The 23,269-nt window shown below is 70.4% G+C and carries 23 protein-coding genes and 1 pseudogene; 16 read left to right on the forward strand and 8 right to left on the reverse strand.

Going from position 1 to position 23,269, the window contains the following annotated elements:
- Positions 1-44: 44 nt before the first annotated feature.
- Positions 45-719, reverse strand: a complete 675-nt coding sequence (locus AB0M67_RS30100) for a ScbR family autoregulator-binding transcription factor (protein WP_365750570.1) — start codon at positions 717-719, stop codon at positions 45-47.
- Positions 720-837: 118 nt separating this feature from the next.
- Complete coding sequence (locus AB0M67_RS30105; protein WP_365750572.1) at positions 838-1,473, reverse strand: SRPBCC family protein; 636 nt, start codon at positions 1,471-1,473, stop codon at positions 838-840.
- Positions 1,474-1,753: 280 nt separating this feature from the next.
- Between AB0M67_RS30105 and AB0M67_RS30110 the strand changes: the two genes are divergently transcribed.
- From AB0M67_RS30110 to AB0M67_RS30125, 4 genes are read left to right on the forward strand one after another with little or no spacing between them, the layout of a single operon-like run.
- Positions 1,754-2,062 (forward strand): hypothetical protein, encoded by a 309-nt coding sequence (locus AB0M67_RS30110; RefSeq protein ID WP_365750574.1) that lies wholly within the window; start codon positions 1,754-1,756, stop codon positions 2,060-2,062.
- Positions 2,063-2,088: 26 nt separating this feature from the next.
- Positions 2,089-2,586 (forward strand): toxin, encoded by a 498-nt coding sequence (locus AB0M67_RS30115; protein WP_365750576.1) that lies wholly within the window; start codon positions 2,089-2,091, stop codon positions 2,584-2,586.
- Positions 2,583-3,788, forward strand: a complete 1,206-nt coding sequence (locus tag AB0M67_RS30120; protein WP_365750578.1) for an MAB_1171c family putative transporter — start codon at positions 2,583-2,585, stop codon at positions 3,786-3,788. The genes AB0M67_RS30115 and AB0M67_RS30120 overlap by 4 nt, the downstream gene beginning before the upstream one ends.
- Positions 3,785-5,218 (forward strand): amidase, encoded by a 1,434-nt coding sequence (locus AB0M67_RS30125; RefSeq protein ID WP_365750580.1) that lies wholly within the window; start codon positions 3,785-3,787, stop codon positions 5,216-5,218. Before AB0M67_RS30120 ends, AB0M67_RS30125 begins: the two co-directional genes overlap by 4 nt.
- A 33-nt stretch (positions 5,219-5,251) precedes the next feature.
- On the opposite strand, the gene AB0M67_RS30130 is transcribed toward AB0M67_RS30125, so the two are convergent.
- The gene (locus AB0M67_RS30130) at positions 5,252-5,485 is read right to left on the reverse strand and encodes a hypothetical protein (protein ID WP_365750582.1); all 234 of its coding nucleotides are present in this window, start codon (positions 5,483-5,485) and stop codon (positions 5,252-5,254) included.
- A gap of 210 nt (positions 5,486-5,695) precedes the next feature.
- Here AB0M67_RS30130 and AB0M67_RS30135 point away from each other — a divergent pair.
- Positions 5,696-6,577, forward strand: a pseudogene (locus tag AB0M67_RS30135) (FAD-dependent oxidoreductase); the annotation flags it as partial.
- A gap of 59 nt (positions 6,578-6,636) precedes the next feature.
- Here AB0M67_RS30135 and AB0M67_RS30140 read toward each other — a convergent pair.
- Entirely contained in the window at positions 6,637-7,413 is a 777-nt protein-coding gene (locus AB0M67_RS30140) for a MerR family transcriptional regulator (protein ID WP_365750584.1), read from the reverse strand.
- A gap of 355 nt (positions 7,414-7,768) precedes the next feature.
- On the opposite strand from AB0M67_RS30140, the gene AB0M67_RS30145 reads away from it, so the two are divergent.
- Positions 7,769-8,368, forward strand: a complete 600-nt coding sequence (locus AB0M67_RS30145; protein WP_365750586.1) for a hypothetical protein — start codon at positions 7,769-7,771, stop codon at positions 8,366-8,368.
- Positions 8,369-8,514: 146 nt separating this feature from the next.
- On the opposite strand, the gene AB0M67_RS30150 is transcribed toward AB0M67_RS30145, so the two are convergent.
- The gene (locus tag AB0M67_RS30150) at positions 8,515-9,042 is read right to left on the reverse strand and encodes a universal stress protein (RefSeq protein ID WP_365750733.1); all 528 of its coding nucleotides are present in this window, start codon (positions 9,040-9,042) and stop codon (positions 8,515-8,517) included.
- Between the two features lie 344 nt (positions 9,043-9,386).
- On the opposite strand from AB0M67_RS30150, the gene AB0M67_RS30155 reads away from it, so the two are divergent.
- Entirely contained in the window at positions 9,387-10,541 is a 1,155-nt protein-coding gene (locus tag AB0M67_RS30155) for a site-2 protease family protein (protein ID WP_365750588.1), read from the forward strand.
- Positions 10,542-10,568: 27 nt separating this feature from the next.
- Here the strand turns inward: AB0M67_RS30155 and AB0M67_RS30160 are convergent, their stop codons facing one another.
- From AB0M67_RS30160 to AB0M67_RS30170, 3 genes are all read right to left on the reverse strand, one after another.
- The gene (locus AB0M67_RS30160; protein WP_365750590.1) at positions 10,569-11,084 is read right to left on the reverse strand and encodes an MgtC/SapB family protein; all 516 of its coding nucleotides are present in this window, start codon (positions 11,082-11,084) and stop codon (positions 10,569-10,571) included.
- A 90-nt stretch (positions 11,085-11,174) separates the two neighbouring features.
- A complete protein-coding gene (locus tag AB0M67_RS30165) occupies positions 11,175-11,702 on the reverse strand; it encodes a carbonic anhydrase (RefSeq protein WP_365750592.1) in 528 nt (175 codons plus the stop codon).
- 331 nt (positions 11,703-12,033) lie between these two features.
- Complete coding sequence (locus AB0M67_RS30170) at positions 12,034-12,405, reverse strand: VOC family protein (RefSeq protein WP_365750594.1); 372 nt, start codon at positions 12,403-12,405, stop codon at positions 12,034-12,036.
- 224 nt (positions 12,406-12,629) lie between these two features.
- Between AB0M67_RS30170 and AB0M67_RS30175 the strand changes: the two genes are divergently transcribed.
- From AB0M67_RS30175 to AB0M67_RS30215, 9 genes are all read left to right on the forward strand, one after another.
- Positions 12,630-13,622 (forward strand): substrate-binding domain-containing protein, encoded by a 993-nt coding sequence (locus AB0M67_RS30175; protein ID WP_365750596.1) that lies wholly within the window; start codon positions 12,630-12,632, stop codon positions 13,620-13,622.
- Between the two features lie 68 nt (positions 13,623-13,690).
- Entirely contained in the window at positions 13,691-14,752 is a 1,062-nt protein-coding gene (locus tag AB0M67_RS30180; protein ID WP_365750598.1) for a galactitol-1-phosphate 5-dehydrogenase, read from the forward strand.
- A 25-nt stretch (positions 14,753-14,777) separates the two neighbouring features.
- The gene (locus tag AB0M67_RS30185) at positions 14,778-16,289 is read left to right on the forward strand and encodes an FGGY-family carbohydrate kinase (protein WP_365750600.1); all 1,512 of its coding nucleotides are present in this window, start codon (positions 14,778-14,780) and stop codon (positions 16,287-16,289) included.
- Positions 16,290-16,384: 95 nt separating this feature from the next.
- Entirely contained in the window at positions 16,385-17,350 is a 966-nt protein-coding gene (locus AB0M67_RS30190) for a sugar-binding domain-containing protein (RefSeq protein ID WP_365750602.1), read from the forward strand.
- Between the two features lie 55 nt (positions 17,351-17,405).
- Positions 17,406-18,947 carry a sugar ABC transporter ATP-binding protein gene (locus tag AB0M67_RS30195; RefSeq protein ID WP_365750604.1) on the forward strand — a complete coding sequence of 514 codons (1,542 nt, stop codon included), beginning with the start codon at positions 17,406-17,408 and terminating at the stop codon, positions 18,945-18,947.
- Positions 18,944-19,963, forward strand: coding sequence for an ABC transporter permease (locus tag AB0M67_RS30200; protein WP_365750606.1), 1,020 nt, complete (start codon positions 18,944-18,946; stop codon positions 19,961-19,963). The genes AB0M67_RS30195 and AB0M67_RS30200 overlap by 4 nt, the downstream gene beginning before the upstream one ends.
- Positions 19,956-20,897, forward strand: a complete 942-nt coding sequence (gene deoC, locus AB0M67_RS30205; RefSeq protein WP_365750608.1) for a deoxyribose-phosphate aldolase — start codon at positions 19,956-19,958, stop codon at positions 20,895-20,897. The genes AB0M67_RS30200 and deoC overlap by 8 nt, the downstream gene beginning before the upstream one ends.
- A 16-nt stretch (positions 20,898-20,913) precedes the next feature.
- Complete coding sequence (locus AB0M67_RS30210; protein WP_365750610.1) at positions 20,914-22,374, forward strand: aldehyde dehydrogenase family protein; 1,461 nt, start codon at positions 20,914-20,916, stop codon at positions 22,372-22,374.
- Entirely contained in the window at positions 22,367-23,269 is a 903-nt protein-coding gene (locus AB0M67_RS30215) for an aldehyde dehydrogenase family protein (RefSeq protein WP_365750612.1), read from the forward strand. The genes AB0M67_RS30210 and AB0M67_RS30215 overlap by 8 nt, the downstream gene beginning before the upstream one ends.

Genomic DNA, 23,269 nt, shown 5'->3' on the forward strand with positions numbered 1-23,269 from the left:
GCCATGACAGCGGGTGGGGATCGCCGCACCACCGAGCGGGCTCGTCAGCCGTCCTGGCTCGCTGCCCGCTCCTCTTCGGCCGGCCGGGGCCGCAGTTCGGCGAAGACGGCCCCGCCCCGGTTCGGGGTGAGGTCCACGGAGGCGAGTACGGAGGACAGGGTGACGCTGGGCAGGAGATGCCGCAGCAGGACCGAGGTCCGGGCCAGCAGATCCTGGTGCTCGCATACGGCCTGCGACATGGCCTGGACACCGGCGAACGCCCCCACCGTGACCTCGGCGGTCTCGGCCGTCTTCACATGGGGGAGCAGCTCACCCTGGGCCTGGGCCTTCTCCAGCAGTTCCCCGATGATCCCGCCCCAGCGCAGGAAGGGGCCGCTGCGGTCGACCCCGTGAGCCTGCTGGTCGAGTGAGAGCCGGACCCCCGCCCGGACCATCGGGTCGGTCTGCAGGCGGTAGGCGTGCAGCAGAACCGTGTCCACGAACTGCTGGAGCTTGCAGGGGCGGTCCGGCACGGGCAGCCACTGGTCCTGCTCGCGGAGCACGCCCTGAGCCAGATGTTCCTTCGAGGGGAAGTGGAAGTACAGAGCCCCCTTGGTCACCCCGGCCTCGGCGAGTATCTCGCTGATGGTGGCCGCCTGGTAGCCGCGCGCCTCGAAGACCTTGGCCGCCGCGGTCAGGATGGTCAGGCGCGTACGGATCGCTCGATCCTGCTTCGCCATGTGGGCCCCCTCTGAATCGATGAGCCCAGAGGCCCGGAAAAGACCGTCCAGATTCTATCCGGCCGATGGGTGGCCTCTATGGCCCGCTGCGCTGGGGGAACGCCTCGTACCGGCCAGTTCAGTGGGGCCGGTGGCCGGCGCGGGCTTCGGCGGCGGTCTTCAGGTCGGCCATCCATCCCTTCAGACCGTCGCCGAGGATCTTGGTGGCGGTGGGGACATCGGCTTCGACCTGATCTCCGGTGTGGGTCTCTTCGGTGCGCACGAGCACGCCGCCCTTGACCTTGGTGAAGTTCCATACGTGGACGCCGTCGATGCGCAGTCCCTCACCGATGGCGGGGCCGCTCCAGCGAAGGCAGGAATTGTGCTTGAGCTGCTTGACGGTCGAGGTGATCTCCAGACTGGTGGCGGGAGTCGCGGGGTTGGGCGGTATCGGGGTCGTCCACCGGAACGCCGAACCCTTCCGGAGGGGGCCGTGGTCGAGGCGTTCCACGGTCTCGACCGGGGCCTGCCAGGTCGGCCAGCGCTCCACGTCGGTCTGGAGCTTCCAAATGGTGCTCAGCGGCGCGTGGATCACGGTCTCGGTCCTGGAGCGGACGAGGGCATGGGGGTCGACGCCTTCGCCGCGGCAGGTGAGGGACGCGCCGGGGTGAGGGGTGGCGCCGGCGGGCGCGGCGGCGGTGCCGAGGACACCGGCGACGACGAGCGGGAGGGCGAACAGGGCGGCGGGGACGCTGGTACGGCGGCTTCCGGACATGAGGTTCTCCTTGTCGGCGAGCTGGGTGACTGGCGAGCTAGAGGCTCGTTCGTTCGTTAGAAGTTATAACGTATCGCGAGTTGGTGAGGCAAGCGGTTCCGTGATGGCTTCTTACGAAGTCTTGAGGCTGTAGCTCGGAGGCCTCCATGGGCCGGGGCCGGAAGCCAGGACCGGTGCCCTTGCGGTGACATGGCCGGGCGATAGGCTCGATCAACCTCAGTTGATATCGGGGTTGAAGTGAGGTCATATATCGCCTGTGTGGTAAACGGCGGTGAAGGGGATGGGGACCGTGATGGCGGCGGCGGAGCGTGACGTGCCCGACGTGCCGAGCGGGCACCAAGTCGCCGGGGCATCCGTCGCGATGCGACCGAACCGGCTGTTCGCCGTCGTCCACCCGAAGAACCGGGGCGCGTACACCAACGCGGAAGTGGCCGCGGACATGGGCGTCTCAGCCGTACTGGTAGGGCAGTGGCGTACCGGACGGGCGGCGGATCCGCGGCGCACACCCGAGAGTATGAGGACGGTCTTGACGATGATCAATCACGTCCGGGCGTCAGAGGGGCTCCCGCCGCTGCCGGACGAGAACTAGCGAGCCGTCACAGGAGAGAGCGGAGCATGGAATCAGCCTTGCGGCGTACCTGTCGGCTACTGGTGGAGAATCTCGACGTGCCCTCGACCGTCACCAGCGTCCGCGACCTCCTGCCGCATATCGAGGAGGTCTCCGGACGGCCCATCCGCCTGGAGCCTACGGTCACCAACACCGCCGAGCCGTGCGGCATGTGGGTCCGCACCACAGACGTGGACCACATCTTCTACGACCCACGGACCAGTCCCGCCCACGCGGACCACATCATCGCCCATGAGCTCGGACACATCCTGCGCGGGCACAACAGCCTGGCCGCCGCGCCCGAACAGCCCGTCACCGAGCGGTTTTTCAACACGCTGGACCCGGAGACCGTACGCATGATCCTTGGCCGTACCACCTATGAGTACCAGGACGAGGAAGAGGCGGAGACCATCGCCTCGCTCCTCCAGCAGAGCATCCACCGCCGGCTGCCGGACGCCGCGGACCGCGTGGCGCGCACCCTGCTGAACGGGAGGAACCTGCGGTGAAAGAGGTCCTGCACCCCATTTCGCTGACGTTCGCCCTGATCGGGTTCGCCCTGCTGCTGCTCCGGGCGCGGAGCTTCCGCGATGATCCGGCCCTCGCCGCGCTCGCCGCCGTATTCGCCCTGTCCGGGGCTTCGTTCGCGGTGTCCTTCGCTCCGGTGTGGACACGGGTCGACCGGGCACTGGACGTGCCGAACGCGTCGGCCCTCATCGCGCACATCTGCGTCATCACCATGATCGGGTGTCAGCAGGTCATCCTCGCCTGCTGGGGACCGCCCGAGCGGGCCCGCCGCACGATCCTCGTCTGGGGCACGGCCTGCGCCGCCGTGATCGTCGCCCTGGTGGTCCTGTTCGCCAACCTCACCCCGAGCGCGTCGCGGCCGGTCGGCTTCACCGCGTACTTCGTGCACACGGATGTCTACCGGGCCTATCTGACCCTCTACATCGTGGCGTACGCGGTGGGCGAGGTGTGGCTGGCCCGAGCCTGCTGGCGGCACGCCCGCCGTACCGGCGCGGTATGGGTGGCCCGCGGCCTCTACACCGTGGCCGTCGGATCAGTGATCACCCTCGGATACAGCGGGATCCGTATCGGGGGAGTGGTCGCCTCGCTGGCCGGCGGGCATCTCGACGAGCTGGACGCGCTCGCCTGGATCTGCGGGGACCTCGGCGCCGCCGTGGTCCTTCTGGGCTGGCTCGTGCCCACCCTCGCGCTGACGGCCGTACGACTGCGCACCCGCCGCCGCGAGCGCGACCAGTACCGGCAGTTGGGGCCGCTGTGGGAGGCGCTGCACGCCCAGGCCCCCGGCATCTCCCTCGACTCGCCCCCCAGCCACGACGGCCTGAGCGACCCCGGTGTCGATCTGGGATGGCACCTGTACCGGCGCACCGTCGAGATCCGCGACGGCCAGCGCGTCCTGCGCCCCCACCTCGCTCCCGCCGCACGGTCCGACGCGGAGACACGCCACCGGGCCGCCGGACTCACCGGCCAGGACCTCGCACTCGCCGTCACCGCCGACCAGATCCGCGACGCACTCGACGCGATGGCCTCCCGGCACCCGCCGCAGACCGAACCCGCCGACTACGCCGAGATCCACGGCGACACCGGCACCCCGGACGACAACCTCCGCGCCCTGCTCGGCATCGCCAAGCACTTCACCTCCCACCGCACCATAACCGCCCCCGTCAGCACAGGAGATCACCGTTGAGCGACCTCATCCAGCAGTCCGCCGTCGACCAGCTGCGCACCCTCTCCAGCCGAGAGGTCTCGGCCCGCGAACTGGCCGAACTCCACCTGGAGGTCATCGCCGCCGACCCGGGCTTCAACGCGGTGGTCACCGTTGACCCCGACGCGGTACGCGCCGCGGCGGACGCGGCGGACAACCAGCGGGCCCGGGGCGGCGAACTGCCGCTCCTCGGCCTCCCGGTCGTCGTCAAGGACTCGTTGGAGACCCGCGGTCTCCGTACCACGTGCGGCCTGCCCGAACTGGCCGACCACATCCCCGACCGCGACGCGGACGCGGTCACCCTCCTGCGCCGCGCGGGCGCGATCATCCTCGGCAAGGCCAACGTTCCGCCGAACTGCCAGGACATCCAGACCTCCAACACGCTGTTCGGGACCACCCCCAACCCGCACGACCGTCTCCGTACGGCCGGCGGGTCCTCCGGCGGACCGGCCGCCGCCGTCGCGGCCGGGCACGCGCCGCTCGCCCTCGGCAGTGACCTGGCCGGATCCGCCCGACTGCCGGGCCACTACTGCGGTGTTCACGCCCTGCGTCCCAGCCACGGCATCGTGCCCACCCGCGGCCATATCCCGCGACCGCCCGGCTGGGCCACCAGCGGCGACATGCTCACCCTCGCCCCCCTCGCCCGCACCGCGGCCGATCTCGACCTCGCCCTGGATGTCCTCGCGGCACCCTCGCCCAGGGACGCCACCGCATGGCAGCTCCGCCTCCCGCCCGCGCGCCACGACCAGCTGCGCCACTACCGCGTCGGATGGTGGCCCGACGATCCGTTCTGCGCCGTCGACAGCGAGACGCGCCAACTCATGGATCACGTTGAGCAGTTGCTCCGTCGGGCCGGGGCCCGGCTCGACGCCGCGACCCGACCGGTCGACCTGGCCACCAGCAACACCCTCTTCACCACGCTGATGTTCGCCACCGCCTCGGCCACGGCACCGGAAGACGCGTTCGCCTCGGAGTGCGCACAGGCCGACACGCTCGCCACGGACGACCCGTCCCCGTACGCCGCCTTCCTGCGCGGACGCACGAGCCGTCACCGGTCCTGGCTCCTCGCGCACGAGCAGCGCACCCAGCTACGGGACGTCTGGAGCACCTACTTCGAGACCCATGACGTGCTGATCACGCCCGTCGCGCCGACGGCGGCCGTCGAGGACCAGACCGGCCTGCCGCCGATGGAGCGGCACATACTGGTCGACGGCAAGCGGCGGCCGTACTACGACCAGACGACCTGGACGAATCTCGCCGGCCACGTTCATCTCCCCTCGGCCACCGTGCCGATGGGGCGCACACGCGACGGCCTGCCCATGGGCGTCCAGATCATCGGGCCGTACCTCGAAGACCGCACCGTCACCCGGGTCGCCGCGCTGCTCGCCGATGCGAGTGGCCAGGACCGATGACCCGCGTCGGCGCCACCGGCGGGGGCGCCGTGTTCAGGCCAGGTGGTTGGTGGTGTCGGTGTCGTCGTCGGCGGTGGGCAGTTGCCGGTGGCCCTCGGAGTGGTGGTTGACCCAGCCGCATACGCCGCAGCTGTAACGGCCGTCGAGGCCGGCGATATGCGTGCCGCACTGCCGGCATTCGGCCTGCGTGATCTGCGGGCCCTCGTCCGGCACGGGGGCGGGACCGGCTTCACCGTCCCTCACGGGCGAGTCACTGCGTGCGCTCATGAGGGGAGGCTACCGCTGTGCGGAACGGAGGCCGTCCACGTTCCGCTGATCGAGCCCGGGCACGGGGGGAGTGGCGGACTCGCCGCGGGAGCGGCCCACGGTGGTGCTTATGGGCGCTCTTGGTCATTCCCGCGGCCGGGGTCCGATGGTCGGTACAGGCAGCACGGTTATATGACCAGGATGCGCGCCGAGGGGCTTCGCGCTCCGCCCTACTGGGCCTGCGTCCCCAGCAAGGCGCTGTTGAGGCCGGTCATCGCGGTCGCCGACGCCCGTCGTGTGGATGGTGCCCGGCAGGCGGTCACCGGCGGACCTGACACCGCGGCGGTCTTCTCCCGTCGCGACCACTACGTCAGCGACTGGGATGACACCGGGCAGGCCGAATGGGTCAAGAGCATCGGCGCCGTCCTCTTCCGCGGCCACGGCAGGATCGACGGACCCCGCCGGGTCACGGTCACCAGGGACGACGGCGCACAGCACACTCTCACCGCCCGCCACGCCGTGGCCGTCGCCACCGGCAGCCGGCCGCTCCTGCCCGACATCCCCGGCATCGAGGAGGCCAGAGCCTGGACGAACCGGCAGGGTACCGACTCCAGCACCGTGCCCGGCCGGCTCGCCATCGTCGGCGCCGGTGGGGTCGGCATCGAGATGGCCACGCTCTGGCAGGGCCTGGGCTCCCAGGTCACCCTGCTCGCCCGCCGCCGTCCGATCCCCCGTATGGAACCCTTCGCGGGCGATCTGGTCACCCGTGGACTCACCGAGGCGGGCGTGGATGTGCGGACCGGCACGCGGGTGACCGCGCTACGGCGTCCGGACCCCACCGGACCTGTGACCCTCACCCTCGACGACGGCGACGAGGTGGAGGCCGACGAGGTCATGTTCGCCACCGGCCGGACCCCCAACACGGACGACATCGGCCTGGACACGGTCGGGCTCACGGCCGGCTCCTGGCTGGACGTGGACACCACCTGCCTGGTCCGCGGCGTCGACGGCGCCTGGCTCTATGCCCTCGGCGATGTCAACCACCGCGCTCTGCTGACCCACCAGGGCAAGTACCAGGCGCGAACCGCGGGCGACGCCATCGCAGCCCGCGCCGCGCACCGCGACCACGACTGAGCCGCGTCACGCCGTGAGGGCCCGGGCTCGGCAGTGATCTACTGACGCGGGACGTCGATGCCGGCCGCGCGCAGGTTCGCCTCGATCAGCGCGTTCAACCGGGCGACGGACGGCAGCTGTTCTTCCCGGTGGTGGTTGACGAGTCCATACCGGGAAGCGGCGTCGGGCCGGTTCAGAAATCCGGTCGGCATCGCCAGCAGCGCGCGGTTGGCCAGCAGCTTGTCGGCCATCGCGGACGCCAGCTCCTCGATCCGCGGGTCGTCCTGGTCCCAGGACATCGCGTCCCAGCCGCGCTTGGTCAGCTCGATGAACCCGGGATCGTCGATCCAGTGCTCAAGCATGGTCAGGAAGCTGTCGAAGACGTCCGGGACCACCGCCCTGGCCAGCACCAGAGCCTCCCGTTGCGTGGCCACGTAGTCGGGGCTGAAGCCGAGACCGGCGAGTCGGTCCAAGACCGTGCAGGCCCGTTCCGGCAGCAGGACCCGGTCGCCATGGGCGAGCCGATGCAGTGTGTCGCGGCGCGCGACCAGGTCCTCGATCCGTTCGGTGAGCCGGCGGTGCACATCGTCCAGAGCGGCGGTGAACCGCTCGGGCTCGGCGTCGAGCAGGTCACCGATCTCGGCGAGCGGTACGCCGGCCCCGGCCAGCGTCCGCACCTGGACCAGCCGGAGCAGATCGACCGACCCGTAACGCCGGTAGCCGGAACCGTCACGCACCGGCTCCCGGACCAGGCCGAGCCGGTGATAGTGCCGCACGGTCTTGATCGTGACGCCGACGTACGCCGCCGCCTGACCGATCGTCAGCCCGTTCGCCATCGGCTCAGCGCACCTCCCCATCGTGGCCGGTTCTGGGACAGGGGTCGGGGGCGATCACAGGGGTGAGCGTAGCGCGCGTCCGTTCCGACTCATCACCCCTGTCGCCGAAGCCGGCACCCGGGCGACCACGTACCGCACCGCCGGAAAGGGTGAGCTCGACCTCGCGTCCCCTCGATTCTTTTGGTTCAGGCAGTGCTTCCCCGAGAACCGTGAGAATGGTCGCGTTCTCTGCAAGGCGATACCGGCCGGCCAGTACTATCCGTAACCGAGAAGGCATACATAACGGCAACTGGCCTGGCGTTTTCGTGATAGAGTTTCGATGAATTCACAGGGTGCCACAAAAAAGGGGAATGGCGTGAATATCGAGAAGGTTGCGGCTCGACGTCTTACGGCCGGGGAGGTCTCAGAGTTGGGCCTCCAGGACGACATCTTCGTCTCGGCGGAGATGGATGGCCTTCCTCTCGACTGCTATGCCCCGGCTTTCCTTACGGAGCCGGGTAAGAATTTCGAGGGAGGATCCTTCACCGCAAGGACGATTTTCGGTAAGGAAATCCATATTCTCCCGGACAATTCCGAGGAGCGCGGGATCTGGATAGCCGACGAGGCGGGGGAGGAAATAGAGGTTCTCCAGAGTGCCGGCGTTCTGCTGAATCTCGCTCTCTTCGTTCCCGACGGGAGCAAGGAATCTCTGGATTCGCTCTACTCCGCCGCGCGGGACGCGTTCGGTGTGGGGATCGTTCAGCGCTGGAGCGAGGAGGTCGTCGCGGTGCCGGACGTCAAGGTCGACCTGTTCGAGGAGCCGATCCGGGGGCGGAAGGGCGCGAACAGTCAGAACCGCGACCGCCGCGCCTTGGACATCTACCCGACCCGCGTGCGGTTCCTGGAGCCCAGCGATGGCTGGAAGTTCATTGTCGAACCGCACAAGGAGGTCGTCGATGACACACCGACGATCTGAGACACACTGACGATCTGACCTGATGGCAGCCTGAAGGCCGTTGTCAGTAGCGTGGCCGGACGCCCGGCCGGGGTCTCCCGGCCGGGCGTTCTGTGCGCGGCTCGTCGAGGGCCGTGGAGTCCCCACCCCCGGTCGGGATGCGCCGATCAGTCCGCCAACTCCCGCGTGTCCAGGGGCATGTGCCAGGCGATCCGGCGCTTTACGGCGTCGATCTCGTCCTGAAGTGGCGAGGGCGGCACGGCGAGCACGGGGCAGGACGCGCGCGCGAGGCAGTACCGGGCGACCGAGGGCCGCAGCGCGCGGCGCAGCCGTCCGCGTACCCCGGCGCCGACGACCAGCAGGTCCTCGGGGCTGTTGGCGGCTCCGGTGAGCACGGCGCCCGGTGTACCCCGTATCACCAGACCCTCCATCGGCACTCCGGGCCCGGCCACGCCGAAGGCGGTGTGTACCGTCTGGAGCAGCCGCTCGATGGCCGCCCGGCGGCACTCGTCGAGCAGCGACGGGCTGGGCGATCTGCGCTGCCCCAGTTCTCCGCCGGGCGGCGCCCAGGCCAGCACGGCCCACAGCTCCGCATCCGTCCGACGGGCCTCGGCCGCCGCCCGGTGCAGGGCGGTCAGACTGCCCAGCGTGCCGCTCACCCCGGCCACCACGCGCCGACCGCCGTATCTCTCCATCACGCCACCACCCCTCGCCGGATCTCACCGTTGCTGCTCCCATCAAAAGACCCCAGGGGCGATATCCCGGTTTGTTGGCGACTTTCTGACGTGGAGACGGCGGACCCTGACGGGCCCATGACGGCGTGACCCATGACGGCGTGACGCGCGAGGGTCGGTCCTCCGGGCGGGCGGTGACAGGAGCCGGCGGGCCCCGTGCTTCGGATGCCGCACAGTGCTGACGGCCGCACCATGGGAGGACAGCAGTGGGGAGCACAGCCAGGGGGAGGACAGCCGAGCCGGCGCCGCTTGTGCCGATTTCGCCGCGACAGCGGGCGGCACGCCGATCACACAGGGAGACCAACGTGCGAGCAACCTTCTCGCTGGGGCGGATCGCCGGGGTGAGGATCGGGGTTCACTGGAGTGTTCTGGTGATCTTCTTCCTCCTCGCGCTGGGCCTGGCGCAGGGTCGCTTCCCGCAGGTGGAGCCGGGACACTCGCCCGCGCTGTACTGGGGGGCCGCACTCGCCACCTCTCTGATCTTCTTCGCCTCGCTCCTCGCCCATGAACTGGCCCACGCCATCGTCGCCCGGCGGAACGGGGTACAGGTCGACGACATCACGCTCTGGCTTCTCGGCGGCGTGGCCCGGATGAGATCCGAGGCGTCGAACCCGGCCGCGGAAGTGCGTATCGCCGGGGTCGGCCCCTTGGTCAGCCTTCTGCTCGGAGTGCTCTTCGGGCTCTGTGCCTGGCTCCTCCATCTCGGGCATGCCCCGGGACTGCTCCTGGAGGCGGTGACTTGGCTGGCCGCGATCAATATCCTGCTGGCCCTGTTCAACTCCATCCCGGCAGCACCTCTGGACGGAGGCCGACTGCTGCGGGCCTTGCTGTGGCGTCGGAGCGGAGACCCGCTGCGGGCGACGATCAACGCGAGCGCCGCGGGGCGCGCCTTCGGCTGGCTGCTCGTCGCGGCCGGTTTTCTCCTGTTCATCGTGACCCGCACCTTCGAGGGACTCTGGCTGTCACTGATCGGCTGGTTCCTTATCGCCGCTGCCACCGCGGAAGGACGCCAGGCGCATTTCCGGACCCTGCTGGCGGGTATCCCGGTCCGGCAGGCCATGACCCCCGACCCGGTCACCGTTCAGGGCGGGCTGACCGTCGCACAGTTCCTCACCGACCCCCGCTACCGGTATCGGTTCTCGGCTTTTCCCGTGGTCGGTGAGGGAGGCAGGGCAGCGGGGCTGGTCACCCTGGACCGTGCCAGGCACGTACCCGAGGGGCAGCGGGACTCCCATACGGTCGCGGACGTGATGCTGCCGTTGGAGCAGGTCACCACAGCTGCCCCGGACGCTCCCCTCGCGGACCTGCTGCCGCGTATTCAGCCCGGCGCGGAGAATCGAGTCCTGGTACTGGACGACCACCGGGTCCTCGGCATCATCTCCGCCAGTGACATCAGCCGAACGGTCACCTGGCTGATGGCCGCCCGCCAGCACACCGGGGAATGGCGGAGACCGCGGTAATGACGCGGCGCGGCGCCGGATACCGTCTCATGTCCGGGTGCTCAGGTCCGGGCGTTCGGGTCCGCTGCTAGGTCGTGAAGGCCGGGTTCCAGGGACAGCCGGGTGATGACGGGCTCCAGTACCTGAGCGATGTCGCCGCTCACCTCGACGGTGGCACGCACACTGCTGATGTCCTGCCCCTCCCGTCGCGCGCGCAGCCTCGTCGTGGGGGAGCCCGCAGGCGGCCATGACTCCGACGGCGGCGGAGCACCACAGGGTGGCGGCGGTGTTGAGGCCGCGTACCCGGGCGCCGTGGCGCAGGATGACGCCGCCGCCCAGGAAGCCGATTCCGGAGACGACGTAGGAGGCGACCCGGGTGGAGCTGCCGGTGTTGTCGACGGCCACGCCGTACAGGACGAACAGGGTGGCGCCCGTGGCGACCAGGGTGTTGGTGCGCAGACCCGCCATGCGGGCACGCCATTGACGCTCGACACCGATCAGAGCGCCGCAGCCCACGCCGGTGGCGAGCCGGATCAGGAACTCGATCGCGGTCAGCGAGCGCATGGGCCACCTCCTCCCGGGTGGGCCTCCCCGGTGGGCCGGAGCCTCCGCGGTTCGTGGCAGCGCCCCGCCGGCACCCGCTTCACAGCGGTCCTAGTCGACGAGCGTGGTGAGCAGGCCGGTCTCCAGGTCGTACAGGTGCCCCGAGACCTTGACGTGGGAGGACAGGTGCGGACTCCGCCGCAGGAGCTCGACGTCCTTCCGCAGTGTCACGGCGGGCTCGACCACGGCGAGATCGGCGATGGTCGCGTCGTCGTAACCGAAACGCGCGACAAAGCCATGACGCAACTCGTCATCCGCGAACAGGCCGGATCCGCAGTCGGTGTGGTGGATGACGGCCAGCTGGAACCAGTCGGCATCCGGCGTCTTGACCTCGTGGAGATAGCTGATCCACGCCACGTCCTGGAGGACGGCGGGAGTCACCCGGCCGCCCACGTTGCGCAGGATGATCGCCTCACCGAGCTCGACCCCGAGAATGGCGGCCGGCTCGACGCGCGGATCGATACAAATGATCACGAACGCCTGCTTGAACGGGATGAACGGGACGGCAGGCACGTTGAGCCTGGCATCGGTCTCCGCGAACCTCTTGTTGCGCTCGATGTACGTCGAGAAGTCGGACACAGGCCTCACGTTGGCACACAGAACCCGTCTCGGCGATCGGTGGAGCTCTCGGACGCCGAATGAGCTGACCACGCGTTGACCACAGGAGCAGAGCCGCCGACACGGATACCGCGGCCCTGCTCGTCCTCGTCGACGGACGGGTGCGGATCGTCAAGCTCTCGGCCAACCGCACCTTCGGCACCTCGCCCGACGAAGCCACCAACCGTGAGCGGGAAACCCTGACACTGCTCCGGGCCATCGCCGCACACAACACCTGACACACCGCCACACGACAAGGAGTTCCGTACCCGCCATCGCGCCCTTACGTGTCGCGTCGCCCGAGCCCCGTGCGTCAGCCGTGACTGGTGTCGATGACGCAGAAGCGGTTGCCCTCGGGATCCGCGAGCACGACGAAGTCGGCGTCCTCGGGATAGGAGTCCCAGTCGACACGTTCAGCGCCCAGGGAGATCAGCCGAGCCACCTCGGCCTCCTGATCGGCGGCGTCGCCGGCATAGAGATCGAGGTGGATCCTCGGGTGCTCCTCCGCGAGCGTCGTCGTGCGGTCGAGGGCCAGCGCGGCACCGGAGCCATCGGCCGGCACCAGCACCACCCAGTCGTCCTTCACCTCGCCGTCCCGAGGCACATAGCCCAGGGCCCGGCTCCAGAAATCCGCGGCCCGCCGCACATCGCCGGCCCCCATCACGATCGTTCCGATGCTCAGCATCCGCCGATTCTGGCAGAGACCGGAATCGGGTGCCGCGCGCCTGCCGTCGGCACAGTGTGTGCGGGGGCCGCGCGGGCGGGCTTCCCCGCGTCACCCGCCGCGTCCAGCGGATCACACCAGGTCAGCAGCGCCCTTGCTCATGAGAGCAAAAAAAACCGCATGTGTTGCCGTGAGGTTAACCCCGGACCTACTGTCCCTCGCCAGGACCACATTTGGAGGCCCACATGCGTATGAAGCGCGTCTTCGGGATCTTTATCGCGACATCGACCCTTGCGTCACTTGCCGCCTGTTCCGTCTCCACCACTCCCGGTGGCACCGAGAGCGGTGGCAAGAAGTCCACGGGCAGCCTCTCCATCGGCTTCAGCCAGGCGACCCAGCAGTCGCCCTTCTACGTCCAGCTGCGCACCGGAGCCGAGCAGGCCGCCAAGAAGGCCGGAGCCAAGCTGAACTTCGCCGACGCCGGTGACGACGTGACGAAGCAGAACAACGACATCCAGGACCTGATCACGCGCGGCGTCGATGTCCTGCTGGTCAACCCCGTCGACCCCAAGGGCGTCAAGGCGGGGCTGGCCGCGGCCAAGGCCGCCGGTATCCCGGTGGTGAGCGTGGACCGCCCGGTGCCCTCGGGCGCCGTCGCGCAGGTCGGCCGCGACAACAAAGAGATGGGCCGGCTCGTCGGCGCGGAGGTCGCCAAGGCGCTCGGCGCCCAGGGCGGCAAGGTCATCGAGATCAAGGGCGACGCCGGCGGCGCGGTGGCCCGCGACCGCGGCGCCGGGTTCCACGAGGCCGTGGCCGCCAACAGCAAGATCAAGATCGTGTCGGGTCCCTACTGCGACTACATCCGCTCCAAGGCCGTCACCGCCATGCAGGACCTCCTCCAGACGAACCCCGACGTCAAGGCGGTCTACGCGCACAACGACGACATGGCTCTCGGCGCGCTCCAGGTGCTCAAGGAGAACAACCGCACCGACGTCAAGGTCGCCGGGGTCGACGGTCTGATGGAGGCGGTCAAGTCCATCGCCTCCGACGGCCCGTATCTCGCCACCGCGCTCAACGACCCGATCTCGCTGGGTGCCACCGCCGTGACGACCGCGCTGGACGTCCAGGCCGGCAAGAAGGTCCCCGCCTCCGTCGACGCCGGAACCGGTCTGATCGACCCCGCCAACGCCGCCACCTACACCGGCTCCAGCACCTTCGCGCTCACGGGCAAGGAATGACCCCGCGCCCCACGCCACCCGCCCGATCCGACCGTGTGCCGGGCCCCACCCGAGAAAGCGATACGAACATGCCGCAGACCATGCGAGCCGCCCTGCTCCACGCCCCGGGCGACATCCGCGTCGAGGAGGTTCCCGTACCGGAACCCGCGCCCCGGGAAGCACTCGTCCGCGTCGCCGCCTGCGGGGTCTGCGGCTCGGACATCCCCCGGATGCTGCGGCCAGGCGGCGCCTACCACCTCCCGCTGATCTGCGGCCACGAGTTCTCCGGCCATGTCGTGGCGCTCGGCGCGGAACTCGCCGAGGCCGGCACGGTCAAGGAGGGCGACCTCGTCGCCGTACCGCCGCTGATCCCCTGCCGTCGCTGCGCCCCCTGCGCCCAGGGGCATTTCAGCCTCTGCGAGGACTACGACTACTTCGGCAGCCGGCGGGCCGGCGCCTACGCCGAGTACGTCACCGTCCCCGAGGGCAATCTGATGGTCCTGCCCGCCGACCTCGATCCGCGCGCCGCCGCCATGCTCGACCCGGCCGCCATCGCCCTGCACGCCGTCTGGCGTACCAAACTGCGCACCGGACACCGGGTCGCCGTCGTCGGCGCGGGACCCATCGGGCTGTTCGCCATTCAGTGGGCGCGGCTGGCCGGCGCGAGCGAGGTGCTCTCGATCGATGTGAGCGAGGAGAAGGCGGCCATGGCCCTGGAGGCCGGCGCCACCCACACCGCCGCCACCCCGGCGCGGGCGGCCGAGCTCGCGGGCACCGGATACGACGTGATCATCGAGTCCGCCGGGGTGCCCGCCACCGCCGACCAGGCGGTCACGCTCGCCGCCAGGCACGGTCAGGCCGTCTTCATCGGCATCCCGCACGACCCGGTCGTCCTGCCCAAGTCCACCTTCAGCAACTTCCTGCGCCGGGAGATCACCCTGCACGGCGCCTGGAACTCGTTCTCCGCGCCCTTCCCCGGCGACGAGTGGCGCACCGCCGCCCGTGCCATGGGCGACGGCAGTCTCCGCTGGAAGTTCATGATCACGCACGAGCTGGGCCTCGACGACGTGTCGAGCACGCTGCACCGGCTCGGTGAGCGTTCCATGTTCAGCTCCAAGGTCCTCTTCCTGCCGAACGGAGACCGTCTGTGACCGTCCTGACGAACGGAGTCCGCCCATGACCGCGCTCCTCGCCATCGATCTGGGGACCGAGAGCGCCCGCGTCGCCGTGTACAGCGCGGGGGGCGAGGCGCTCGGCCTCAGCCAGAGCGGCTATCCGACCTCCTTCCCGGCCCCCGGCCGGGCCGAGCAGGACCCCGAGGACTGGTGGCGCGCCGTGGTGACCGCCACCCGCGCCGCGCTCGCCGAGGCGGGCTCGCCCCCGGTGGCCGGCGTCGCCGTCGCGACCACCGCTTCGACCGTCGCCGTACTGGACGGCGCGGGACGGCCACTGCGTCCCGCGCTGCTCTGGATGGACAGCCGGGCCAGCGCCGAGTCGGAGCTGACGGCCCGTTCGGACCACCCCGTGCTGCGGTACGCGGGCGGTTCCGACGCCGTCGAGTGGCTTGTGCCCAAGGCGATGTGGCTGGCCCGTCACGAGCCCGACGTCTACCGCGCGGCCCGCCACATCACCGAGGCCGTGGACTATCTCGTATGGCGGCTGACCGGCGAGTGGACCGGTTCGCGGATGAACGCCGTCTGCAAGTGGAACTACGACCCGCGCGGCGCCGGGCTGCCCGACGATCTCTACGCCGAGTTCGGTGTGCCCGATCTGCGGGACAGACTTCCCGAGCGGATCATCCCGGTCGGCGACCCCGTCGCACCGGTACGGGCGGCGGCCCGCGCGGAACTCGGCATCACCGGCGGGGCCGTGGTCTGCGCGGGAGGCATCGACGCCCATCTCTCCCTGCTCGCCATCGGCGGCGCGCGGCCGGGCCGGGTCTCGGTCGTCTCCGGTACGTCCACCGCCTTCGTCACGGAGATCGACGAACCCGTCTTCCCGCCGACCGTGTGGGGCCCCTACCCGGACGCCCTCAACACCGGGCGCTGGCTGGTCGAGGGGGGTCAGGTCACCTCGGGATCCGTACTGACCTGGGCCGGCGAGCAGCTTCTCGGCAGGCCCCGCGCGGAGCTGCCGGAACTGATCAAGGAGGCCACCGCGCTGGAGCCGGGCGCCCACGGGCTGACCGTCCTCGACTACTTCATGGGCAACCGCACCCCGCTGCGCGACCCCCGGTTGCGGGGCGCCGTCCTCGGGCTGACCCTCGGCAGCCGGCCGGCGGAGGTCTACCGGGCAGCCGTCGAGGGTGTCGCCTACGGCACCCGGCAGGTGCTTGAGTCGTTCGTCGACGGCGGGATCGCCGTGGACGAGGTGTTCGTCTCGGGCGGCATCAGACACAACCCGCTCTGGCTGCGTACCACCGCCGATGTCCTGGGCCGTCCGCTGCGTCTGGTCAGCGAGGACAATCTGACCCTGCGGGCCTGCGCGGTCACCGCCGCCGCCGGCTCAGGCCAGGCGGGCTCACTCACCGAGGCCGCCGCGGGGTTCGCCCCCCGGGTACGGATCGTGGAACCCGACCCCACCCACCGCGATGTCCTCGAACGCGGCTACGCGGACTACCGCGCCGCCACCGAGGCCACCCGCCCGATCGCCCACCGGCTCAGCGCGCCGGACCGCCGGCCGGGCTGACCCGGACAGCTGGCCGGACGGCCCAGGAGATCCCGGCGGCGCCCAGGAGATCCCGGCGGTGGACGCGGATCCCGGCAACGGACAAGGAGGTCCGGATGACCAACATCGAGGACGAGGCCCTGCTCTACCAGGTCGCCTCCCTGTACTACGAGCAGAACAGGACGCAGGAACAGATCGGGGAGGAACTGCACTTCACCCGCTGGAAGGTCGGCAGGCTGCTGGCCGACGCCCGGCAGGCCGGGATCGTACGGATCGAGGTCGTCCACCCCAAGGCCCGGATGCGCGGCCTGGAGGAACGGCTGCGGGAGGTCTTCGGGCTGCGCGACGCCGTCGTGGTCGCCGCCGACCGGGGCGACGACGAGGAACGCCTGCGCGCCCGGGTCGCCGAGGCGGGGGCCGACTACCTCGCCAGGCTCCAGCCCGCGCCCCAGCAGCTGGGCGTCTCCTGGGGCCGTACGCTGGACCTGCTCGCGGCCCGGCTGCACCCGGGCTGGGCGACCGGCGTCCATGTCGTCCAGATCAACGGCGGGCTCAGCCGCTCCCGTACCCCCACCTCCGCACAGGACATGGCGGGACGGATCGCGCACCTCGCGCGGGGCACCCTCAGTGTGCTGCCCGTGCCGTCCATCGTGGAGCAGGAGGCCACGCGCCGGCTCCTCGAACAGGACAGCGCGGTCGCGGACGTCCTCACCCAGGCCGCCGCGGCGGACACGGTCCTGTTCAGCCCCGGTGGCATCGGCGCCGACTCCGTCCTGGTCAGCTCCGGATATCTGACGGCGGAGGATCTGGCCGGGCTGGCCGCCGCGGGAGCGGTCGGAGATGTCGCGGGCCGGTTCATCGACGCGCGGGGAGCGATCGTGGACCGCCCGCTGGACGACCGTACCCTCGGCCTCCCCCTGGACCATCTGCGCCACAGCGCCGTATCGGTGGCCGTCGTCTCCGGCGCGGCCAAACACGCGGTGTGCGCGGCCGTGGTCTCCAGCGGACTGTGCAACACCCTCATCACCGACCATCACACCGCGTCCCATCTGCTCAACCCGGACCAGTGCGAGGAGCGATGAGAGCGGAGAGTCCCGGCATCCGGAGGAGAGTCCCGACATGCGGAAAGGAGAAGCCATGAGCCACCGCGACACCGGGGGCGTGACACCGCGGCTGTCGATGCGCGGCATCGTCAAGCGCTTCCCCGGAACCCTCGCCAACGACGGCGCCGAACTGATCGTGCGCGCCGGGGAGACCCACTGTCTGCTCGGTGAGAACGGCGCGGGCAAGAGCACCTTGATGAAGATCCTCGCCGGCTCCTACCGGCCGGACGAGGGCGAGATCCTGCTCGACGGGGAGCCCGTCGAACTGACCAGCCCCCAGGCGGGAATGGCCGCCGGGATCGCCGTGATCTACCAGGAGCTCGATCTTGTACCGGATCTGACGGTCGCTCAGAATCTGCTGCTCGGGCACGCGCCCTCCTACGGCCCCTTCGTACGCCGCAAGGAGCGCACCGAGCTGGCCCGCGCCGCCGTGGCCAGGGTCGGCGGGGAATTCCCCGTAAGCACCCTCGTACGCGATCTGCCCATCGCGGCACAGCAGTTGACCGCCATCGCCAAGGCGCTGACCGCCGACGCGCGGGTCATCGTCATGGACGAGCCCTCGGCCACCCTCGGCGAGAGCGATCTGCGCAAGGTGTTCGAGGTGATCCGCTCGCTCACCGCGCAGGGCCGCTCCGTCATCTATATCTCGCACCGGCTGGACGAGGTGATGGAGATCGGCGACCGGGCCACGGTGATGCGCGACGGCCGGTCGGTCGCCGTGCGGGAGCTGGCCACCACCACCCCCGACGAGCTGGTCGCCGACATGATCGGGACGGCCGGGAAGCTCACCGGCACCACCGAACGGCCCCTTCCGCAGGGGTCACCACTGCTGGAGATCCACTCCGTGCGTCGCCCGGGGCTGATCGATGTCGCCGGGATCGAGGTGCGGGCCGGCGAGATCGTGGGACTCGCCGGGCTCGGCGGGGCCGGTCGCACCACGCTGCTCAAGGCGCTGTTCGGGGACACCGGGGCCGCGGTCTCGGTCACGCTGGACGGCGCCGCCGTACGGCTCAGCAGCCCCGCCGCCGCCGTACGGGCAGGGCTGGCCCTCGTACCGGAGAGCCGTAAGGAGCAGGGCTTGATGCCGGGCCTGTCGGTCGGCCGCAACGCCGCCGTCACCGCCCTCGGCCGACCGCCCTGGCTCGGGCCCCGCCGGCTGGGCCGCCGGCTGGCCGCGCCGGTGCTCAAGGATCTCGGGGTCCGCTTCTCCTCGGCGGACCAGCCGGTCGGCAAGCTGTCCGGCGGCAATCAGCAGAAGGTGGTCCTGGCCAAGTGGATCACCAAGGGCGGGATCCGGGTCCTGCTGCTCGACGAGCCCACCCGCGGTCTGGACGTGGGAGCCAAGGCCGACCTCTACCGCCAGGTCCGCCAACTCGCCGATCAGGGCGTGGCCGTCCTCCTCGCCAGCAGTGAACTGGGCGAGCTGACCGCCAACGCCGACCGGATCTGGGTTCTGCACGAGGGCCGCAATGTGGCCTGCTTCGACCCCCGTACCACCGACGAGACCACCATCGCGCACACCGTCATCACGGGCGCGACACCTACCGGAGCGATACCCCCTGGAGCACCCTCATGAGCACACGCACCACGGCGGCCGAGCCGAAGCAGGCCACCGACGACCGGAGTCCGGGGACCGGATCCACCCGCACGCGCGGTGCTGACCTCATCGTCAAATTCAATCTGGTGCTGGTCTTCCTGGCGCTCTGTGTGGTCGCGAGCCTCCTGGCGCCGGAGTTCCTGACCACCCGCAACATGTCCAACCTCCTCCAGCAGTCGGCGCTGACGGGGATCGTCGCCGTCGGGATGACCCTGGTCATTCTCACCGCCGGGATCGATCTGTCGGTGGGGAGCGTGGCCGCGTTCGGCGGGATGACCGTCGCGCTGCTGATCGACAAGGACATCAACTTCCTGCTGGCGATCGCCATCAGCCTCGCCGCCGGCGCGCTGTTCGGCGCCGTCATGGGCGGACTGTCCGCCTATCTGTCGCTGCCCGCGTTCATGACGACGCTCGCCGGGCTGACCGCCGTGCGCGGTCTGACCTATCTGCTGACCGACGGCGAGCCGGCCGGCGGCGACCTCCCGCACACCTTCCAGCTGCTGGGCGGCGGGTTCATCGGCTATGTGCCGATCGTGGGCCTGATCTTCGTGGCCGTCGCCGTCGCCGCCGGACTGGTCCTGCGCGGCACCACCTTCGGCGAGTACATCTACGCGGTCGGCAGCAACAAGGAGGCCGCCCGCCTCTCCGGTCTCCCGGTACGCGGTGTGATCACCGCGGTCTTCGCGATCTCCGGCGCGCTCGCCGCGCTGGCCGGGGTGCTGCTGACCTCGCGGCTCACCATCGGCCAGCCCACCGCGTTCAACGGTCTCGAACTCGACGCCATCGCCGCGGTCGTCCTCGGCGGCACCAATCTGTTCGGCGGGCGCGGCGGGGTGATGGGCACGTTCGTCGCCGTACTGCTGCTGTCGGTCCTGCGCAATCTCTGCAATCTGATGGGCCTCGGATCGTTCTTCCAGATGGTCGTCACCGGACTGATCCTCGTGGTCGCGCTCATCCTCAACATGCTCATAGAGAAGCGAGGTTCACGTGCCTGACACCGCCACCAGCAACACCGCGCTGCGCGCCTTCCTGTACGGTCTGCCCGGCGTCGACGAGGCGGGGGTGCACGCCCGCGTCGCCGATCTGGCCACCCGCTCGGTCAAGACCACCGCCAAGGCGCGCGCCATCGATCTCGCGATCCGGATGGTCGATCTGACCACGCTGGAGGGCGCCGACACCCCCGGCAAGGTACGGGCCCTGGCCACGAAGGCGCTGCTGCCCGACCCCGCCGACCGGAGCGTGCCCCCGGTGGCCGCCGTCTGTGTCTACCCCGACCTGGTGCCGGTCGCCGTACGCGCCCTGCGGGACACCTCGGTCGGCGTCGCCTCCGTCGCCACCTCCTTCCCAGCGGGCCGCGCCCCGCTGGAGGCCCGGCTCCTCGACACCCGGGCCGCTGTCGCCGACGGGGCCACCGAGATCGACATGGTGATCGACCGCGGAGCGTTCCTGGCCGGGGACTACCGCAAGGTGTACGAGGAGATCGTCGCCGTCAAGGAGGTCTGCGCCCGTCCCGATGGCGAGGCGGCCCATCTGAAGGTCATTCTCGAAACCGGTGAGCTGGCGGGGTACGACGACGTGCGCCGCGCCTCCTGGCTCGCCATGCGCGCCGGGGCCGACTTCATCAAGACCTCCACCGGGAAGGTCGCCCCCGCCGCCACGCCCGCCGTCACCCTGATCATGCTCCAGGCGGTACGGGACTTCCGCGCCGCGACGGGCCGGCAGGTCGGCGTCAAGCCGGCCGGCGGCATCCGTACCACCAAGGACGCCCTGCGCAACCTCGTGCTGGTGAACGAGATCGCCGGGGCCGACTGGCTCGACCCGCGCTGGTTCCGTATCGGCGCCTCCAGCCTCCTCAACGACCTGCTGATGCAGCGGACGAAGCTGACGACCGGCACGTACCCCGGTCCCGACTACTACTCCGCGGACTGAAAGGGACCAGGCACAGATGTCAGAGAACACCGGCCCCGCCCCCGGCGCGCTCGGCTACGCGCCCGCGCCCGAGTCGAGGGCGGCGGTCCGACTACGGTCCGCCTACGGGCTCTTCATCGACGGCGAGTTCACCGAGCCCGGCGAAACGACCCTGACCACCGTCAACCCCGCCGACGAGCAGCCGCTCGCCGAGGTGACCACGGCCACCGACACGGACCTGGACCGCGCGGTCGCGGCGGCCAGGCGCGCCTTCGACGGTGCCTGGTCCCGTACCACCCCCTCGGAACGCGGTAAGTACCTCTACCGGATCAGCCGGATCATCCAGGACCGCGCCCGCGAACTGGCCGTCCTGGAATCCCTCGACAACGGCAAGCCCATCAAGGAGACCCGGGACGTCGACATCCCGCTGGCCGCCGCCCACTTCTTCTACTACGCGGGCTGGGCCGACAAACTGCCCTTCGCCGTGCCGGGCTCACCCAGCCCCCGGCCGCTCGGTGTCGCGGCCCAGATCATCCCGTGGAACTTCCCGCTGCTGATGCTCGCCTGGAAGATAGCCCCGGCCCTCGCGGCCGGAAACACCGTGGTCCTCAAGCCGGCCGAGACCACCCCGCTCACCGCCCTGGTCTTCGCGGAGATCTGCCAGGAGGCCGAACTGCCGCCGGGCGTCGTCAATATCGTCACCGGCGCGGGCGGCACCGGGCGCGCCCTGGTCGCCCACCCCGGTGTGGACAAGGTGGCCTTCACCGGCTCCACCGGCGTCGGCCGGGAGATCGCCCGTACCGTCGCGGGCACCGCCAAACGCGTCACACTCGAACTCGGCGGCAAGGGCGCCAACATCGTCTACGCCGACGCCGCGCTCGACCAGGCCGTGGAAGGCATCGTCACCGGAATCTTCTTCAACCAGGGGCATGTGTGCTGCGCCGGTTCCCGGCTGCTGGTCCAGGAATCCGTCGCCGAGGAGGTCCTTCACCGGCTCAAGGAGCGCGTGGCCACACTGCGGCTCGGCGATCCGCTGGACAAGAACACCGATATCGGCGCCATCAACTCCGCCGCCCAGCTCGCCCGGATCCAGGACCTCGCCAGAACGGGACGCGAGGAGGGCGGCGAGCAGTGGTCACCGGCCTGTGAACTCCCCGCGCACGGCTACTGGTTCGCCCCGACCGTCTTCACCGGCATCACCCAGGCGCACCGGATCGCCCGCGAGGAGATCTTCGGCCCCGTACTCTCCGTCCTGACCTTCCGTACCCCCGAGGAGGCCGTCGAGAAGGCGAACAACACCCCGTACGGGCTGTCCGCCGGAATCTGGACGGAGAAGGGCAGCCGGACGCTGTGGACGGCGGGCCGGCTGCGCGCCGGTGTGATCTGGTCCAACACCTTCAACAAATTCGATCCCGCCAGCCCCTTCGGTGGCTACCGCGAGTCCGGTTACGGGCGCGAAGGCGGACGGCACGGACTGGAGGCATACCTCAATGGCTGACCCGGCCACCACCCCCGACCAGGCGACCGCTCCCGTACCCGCGCGGCTGCCGGTCCACAAGACCTACAAGCTCTACGTGGGAGGCGCCTTCCCCCGTTCCGAGTCGGGCAGGAGCATCCCCGTGACCTCAGCCGACGGCGACCACCTCGCCCACGCCGCGCTGGCCTCCCGCAAGGACGCCCGGGACGCGGTCGTCGCGGCCCGCGAGGCGTTCGGGCCGTGGGCCGCCCGTACCGCGTACAACCGGGGCCAGATCCTCTACCGGATCGCCGAGATGATGGAGGGCCGCCGCGAGCACTTCGTCCAGGAGACCGTGGACGCGCGGGGCATCACCCGCGCGAGGGCGCGGGAGCTGGTCTCGGCCGCCATCGACCGCTGGGTCTACTACGCGGGCTGGACCGACAAGATCGCCCAGGTGCTGGGTACGGGGAACCCGGTCTCGGGTCCCTACGACAACAACTCCGCCCCCGAACCCACCGGTGTCGTCGCCGTCCTCGCCCCGCGGGACGCGCCGCTGCTCGGGCTGGTCTCGGTCCTCGCCCCGGTGATCGCCGCGGGCAACACCGCGGTGGTGGTCGCGAGCGAGCGCGCCCCGCTGCCCGCCCTCGTTCTCGCCGAGGCGCTGGCCACCTCCGACCTGCCCGGCGGAGTCGTCAACATCCTCACCGGCCGCACAGCGGAGCTGGCCCCCACCCTCGCCGCACACGCCGGCATCAACGCCATCGACCTGGCCGGGGCGGGCGATCTCGCGACAGAACTGGAAGCCACGGCGGCGGCCACCCTCACCCGCGTACTGCGCCCGGACCCCTCTCCCGACTGGGCCGCGCTGCCGGGACTCACCAGGATCACACCGTTCCTGGAGACGAAAACGGTGTGGCAGACGGCCGGACGGTAG

Origin of the sequence: Streptomyces sp. NPDC051662, assembly GCF_040681655.1 — a bacterium.
Classification (GTDB): Bacteria; Actinomycetota; Actinomycetes; order Streptomycetales; family Streptomycetaceae; genus Streptomyces.

Excerpts from the sequence above, each read along its gene's own strand:
- AB0M67_RS30180 (WP_365750598.1), top strand. The coding sequence starts at position 13,691 with ATGCCGCAGACCATGCGAGCCGCCCTGCTCCACGCCCCGGGCGACATC.
- AB0M67_RS30100 (WP_365750570.1), bottom strand. The coding sequence starts at position 719 with ATGGCGAAGCAGGATCGAGCGATCCGTACGCGCCTGACCATCCTGACC.
- AB0M67_RS30140 (WP_365750584.1), bottom strand. The coding sequence starts at position 7,413 with ATGGCGAACGGGCTGACGATCGGTCAGGCGGCGGCGTACGTCGGCGTC.
- AB0M67_RS30130 (WP_365750582.1), bottom strand. The coding sequence starts at position 5,485 with ATGAGCGCACGCAGTGACTCGCCCGTGAGGGACGGTGAAGCCGGTCCC.
- AB0M67_RS30150 (WP_365750733.1), bottom strand. The coding sequence starts at position 9,042 with ATGGAGAGATACGGCGGTCGGCGCGTGGTGGCCGGGGTGAGCGGCACG.
- AB0M67_RS30160 (WP_365750590.1), bottom strand. The coding sequence starts at position 11,084 with ATGCGCTCGCTGACCGCGATCGAGTTCCTGATCCGGCTCGCCACCGGC.
- AB0M67_RS30185 (WP_365750600.1), top strand. The coding sequence starts at position 14,778 with ATGACCGCGCTCCTCGCCATCGATCTGGGGACCGAGAGCGCCCGCGTC.
- AB0M67_RS30115 (WP_365750576.1), top strand. The coding sequence starts at position 2,089 with ATGGAATCAGCCTTGCGGCGTACCTGTCGGCTACTGGTGGAGAATCTC.
- AB0M67_RS30200 (WP_365750606.1), top strand. The coding sequence starts at position 18,944 with ATGAGCACACGCACCACGGCGGCCGAGCCGAAGCAGGCCACCGACGAC.
- AB0M67_RS30195 (WP_365750604.1), top strand. The coding sequence starts at position 17,406 with ATGAGCCACCGCGACACCGGGGGCGTGACACCGCGGCTGTCGATGCGC.
- AB0M67_RS30215 (WP_365750612.1), top strand. The coding sequence starts at position 22,367 with ATGGCTGACCCGGCCACCACCCCCGACCAGGCGACCGCTCCCGTACCC.
- AB0M67_RS30170 (WP_365750594.1), bottom strand. The coding sequence starts at position 12,405 with ATGCTGAGCATCGGAACGATCGTGATGGGGGCCGGCGATGTGCGGCGG.
- AB0M67_RS30175 (WP_365750596.1), top strand. The coding sequence starts at position 12,630 with ATGCGTATGAAGCGCGTCTTCGGGATCTTTATCGCGACATCGACCCTT.
- AB0M67_RS30110 (WP_365750574.1), top strand. The coding sequence starts at position 1,754 with ATGGGGACCGTGATGGCGGCGGCGGAGCGTGACGTGCCCGACGTGCCG.
- AB0M67_RS30190 (WP_365750602.1), top strand. The coding sequence starts at position 16,385 with ATGACCAACATCGAGGACGAGGCCCTGCTCTACCAGGTCGCCTCCCTG.
- AB0M67_RS30210 (WP_365750610.1), top strand. The coding sequence starts at position 20,914 with ATGTCAGAGAACACCGGCCCCGCCCCCGGCGCGCTCGGCTACGCGCCC.
- AB0M67_RS30105 (WP_365750572.1), bottom strand. The coding sequence starts at position 1,473 with ATGTCCGGAAGCCGCCGTACCAGCGTCCCCGCCGCCCTGTTCGCCCTC.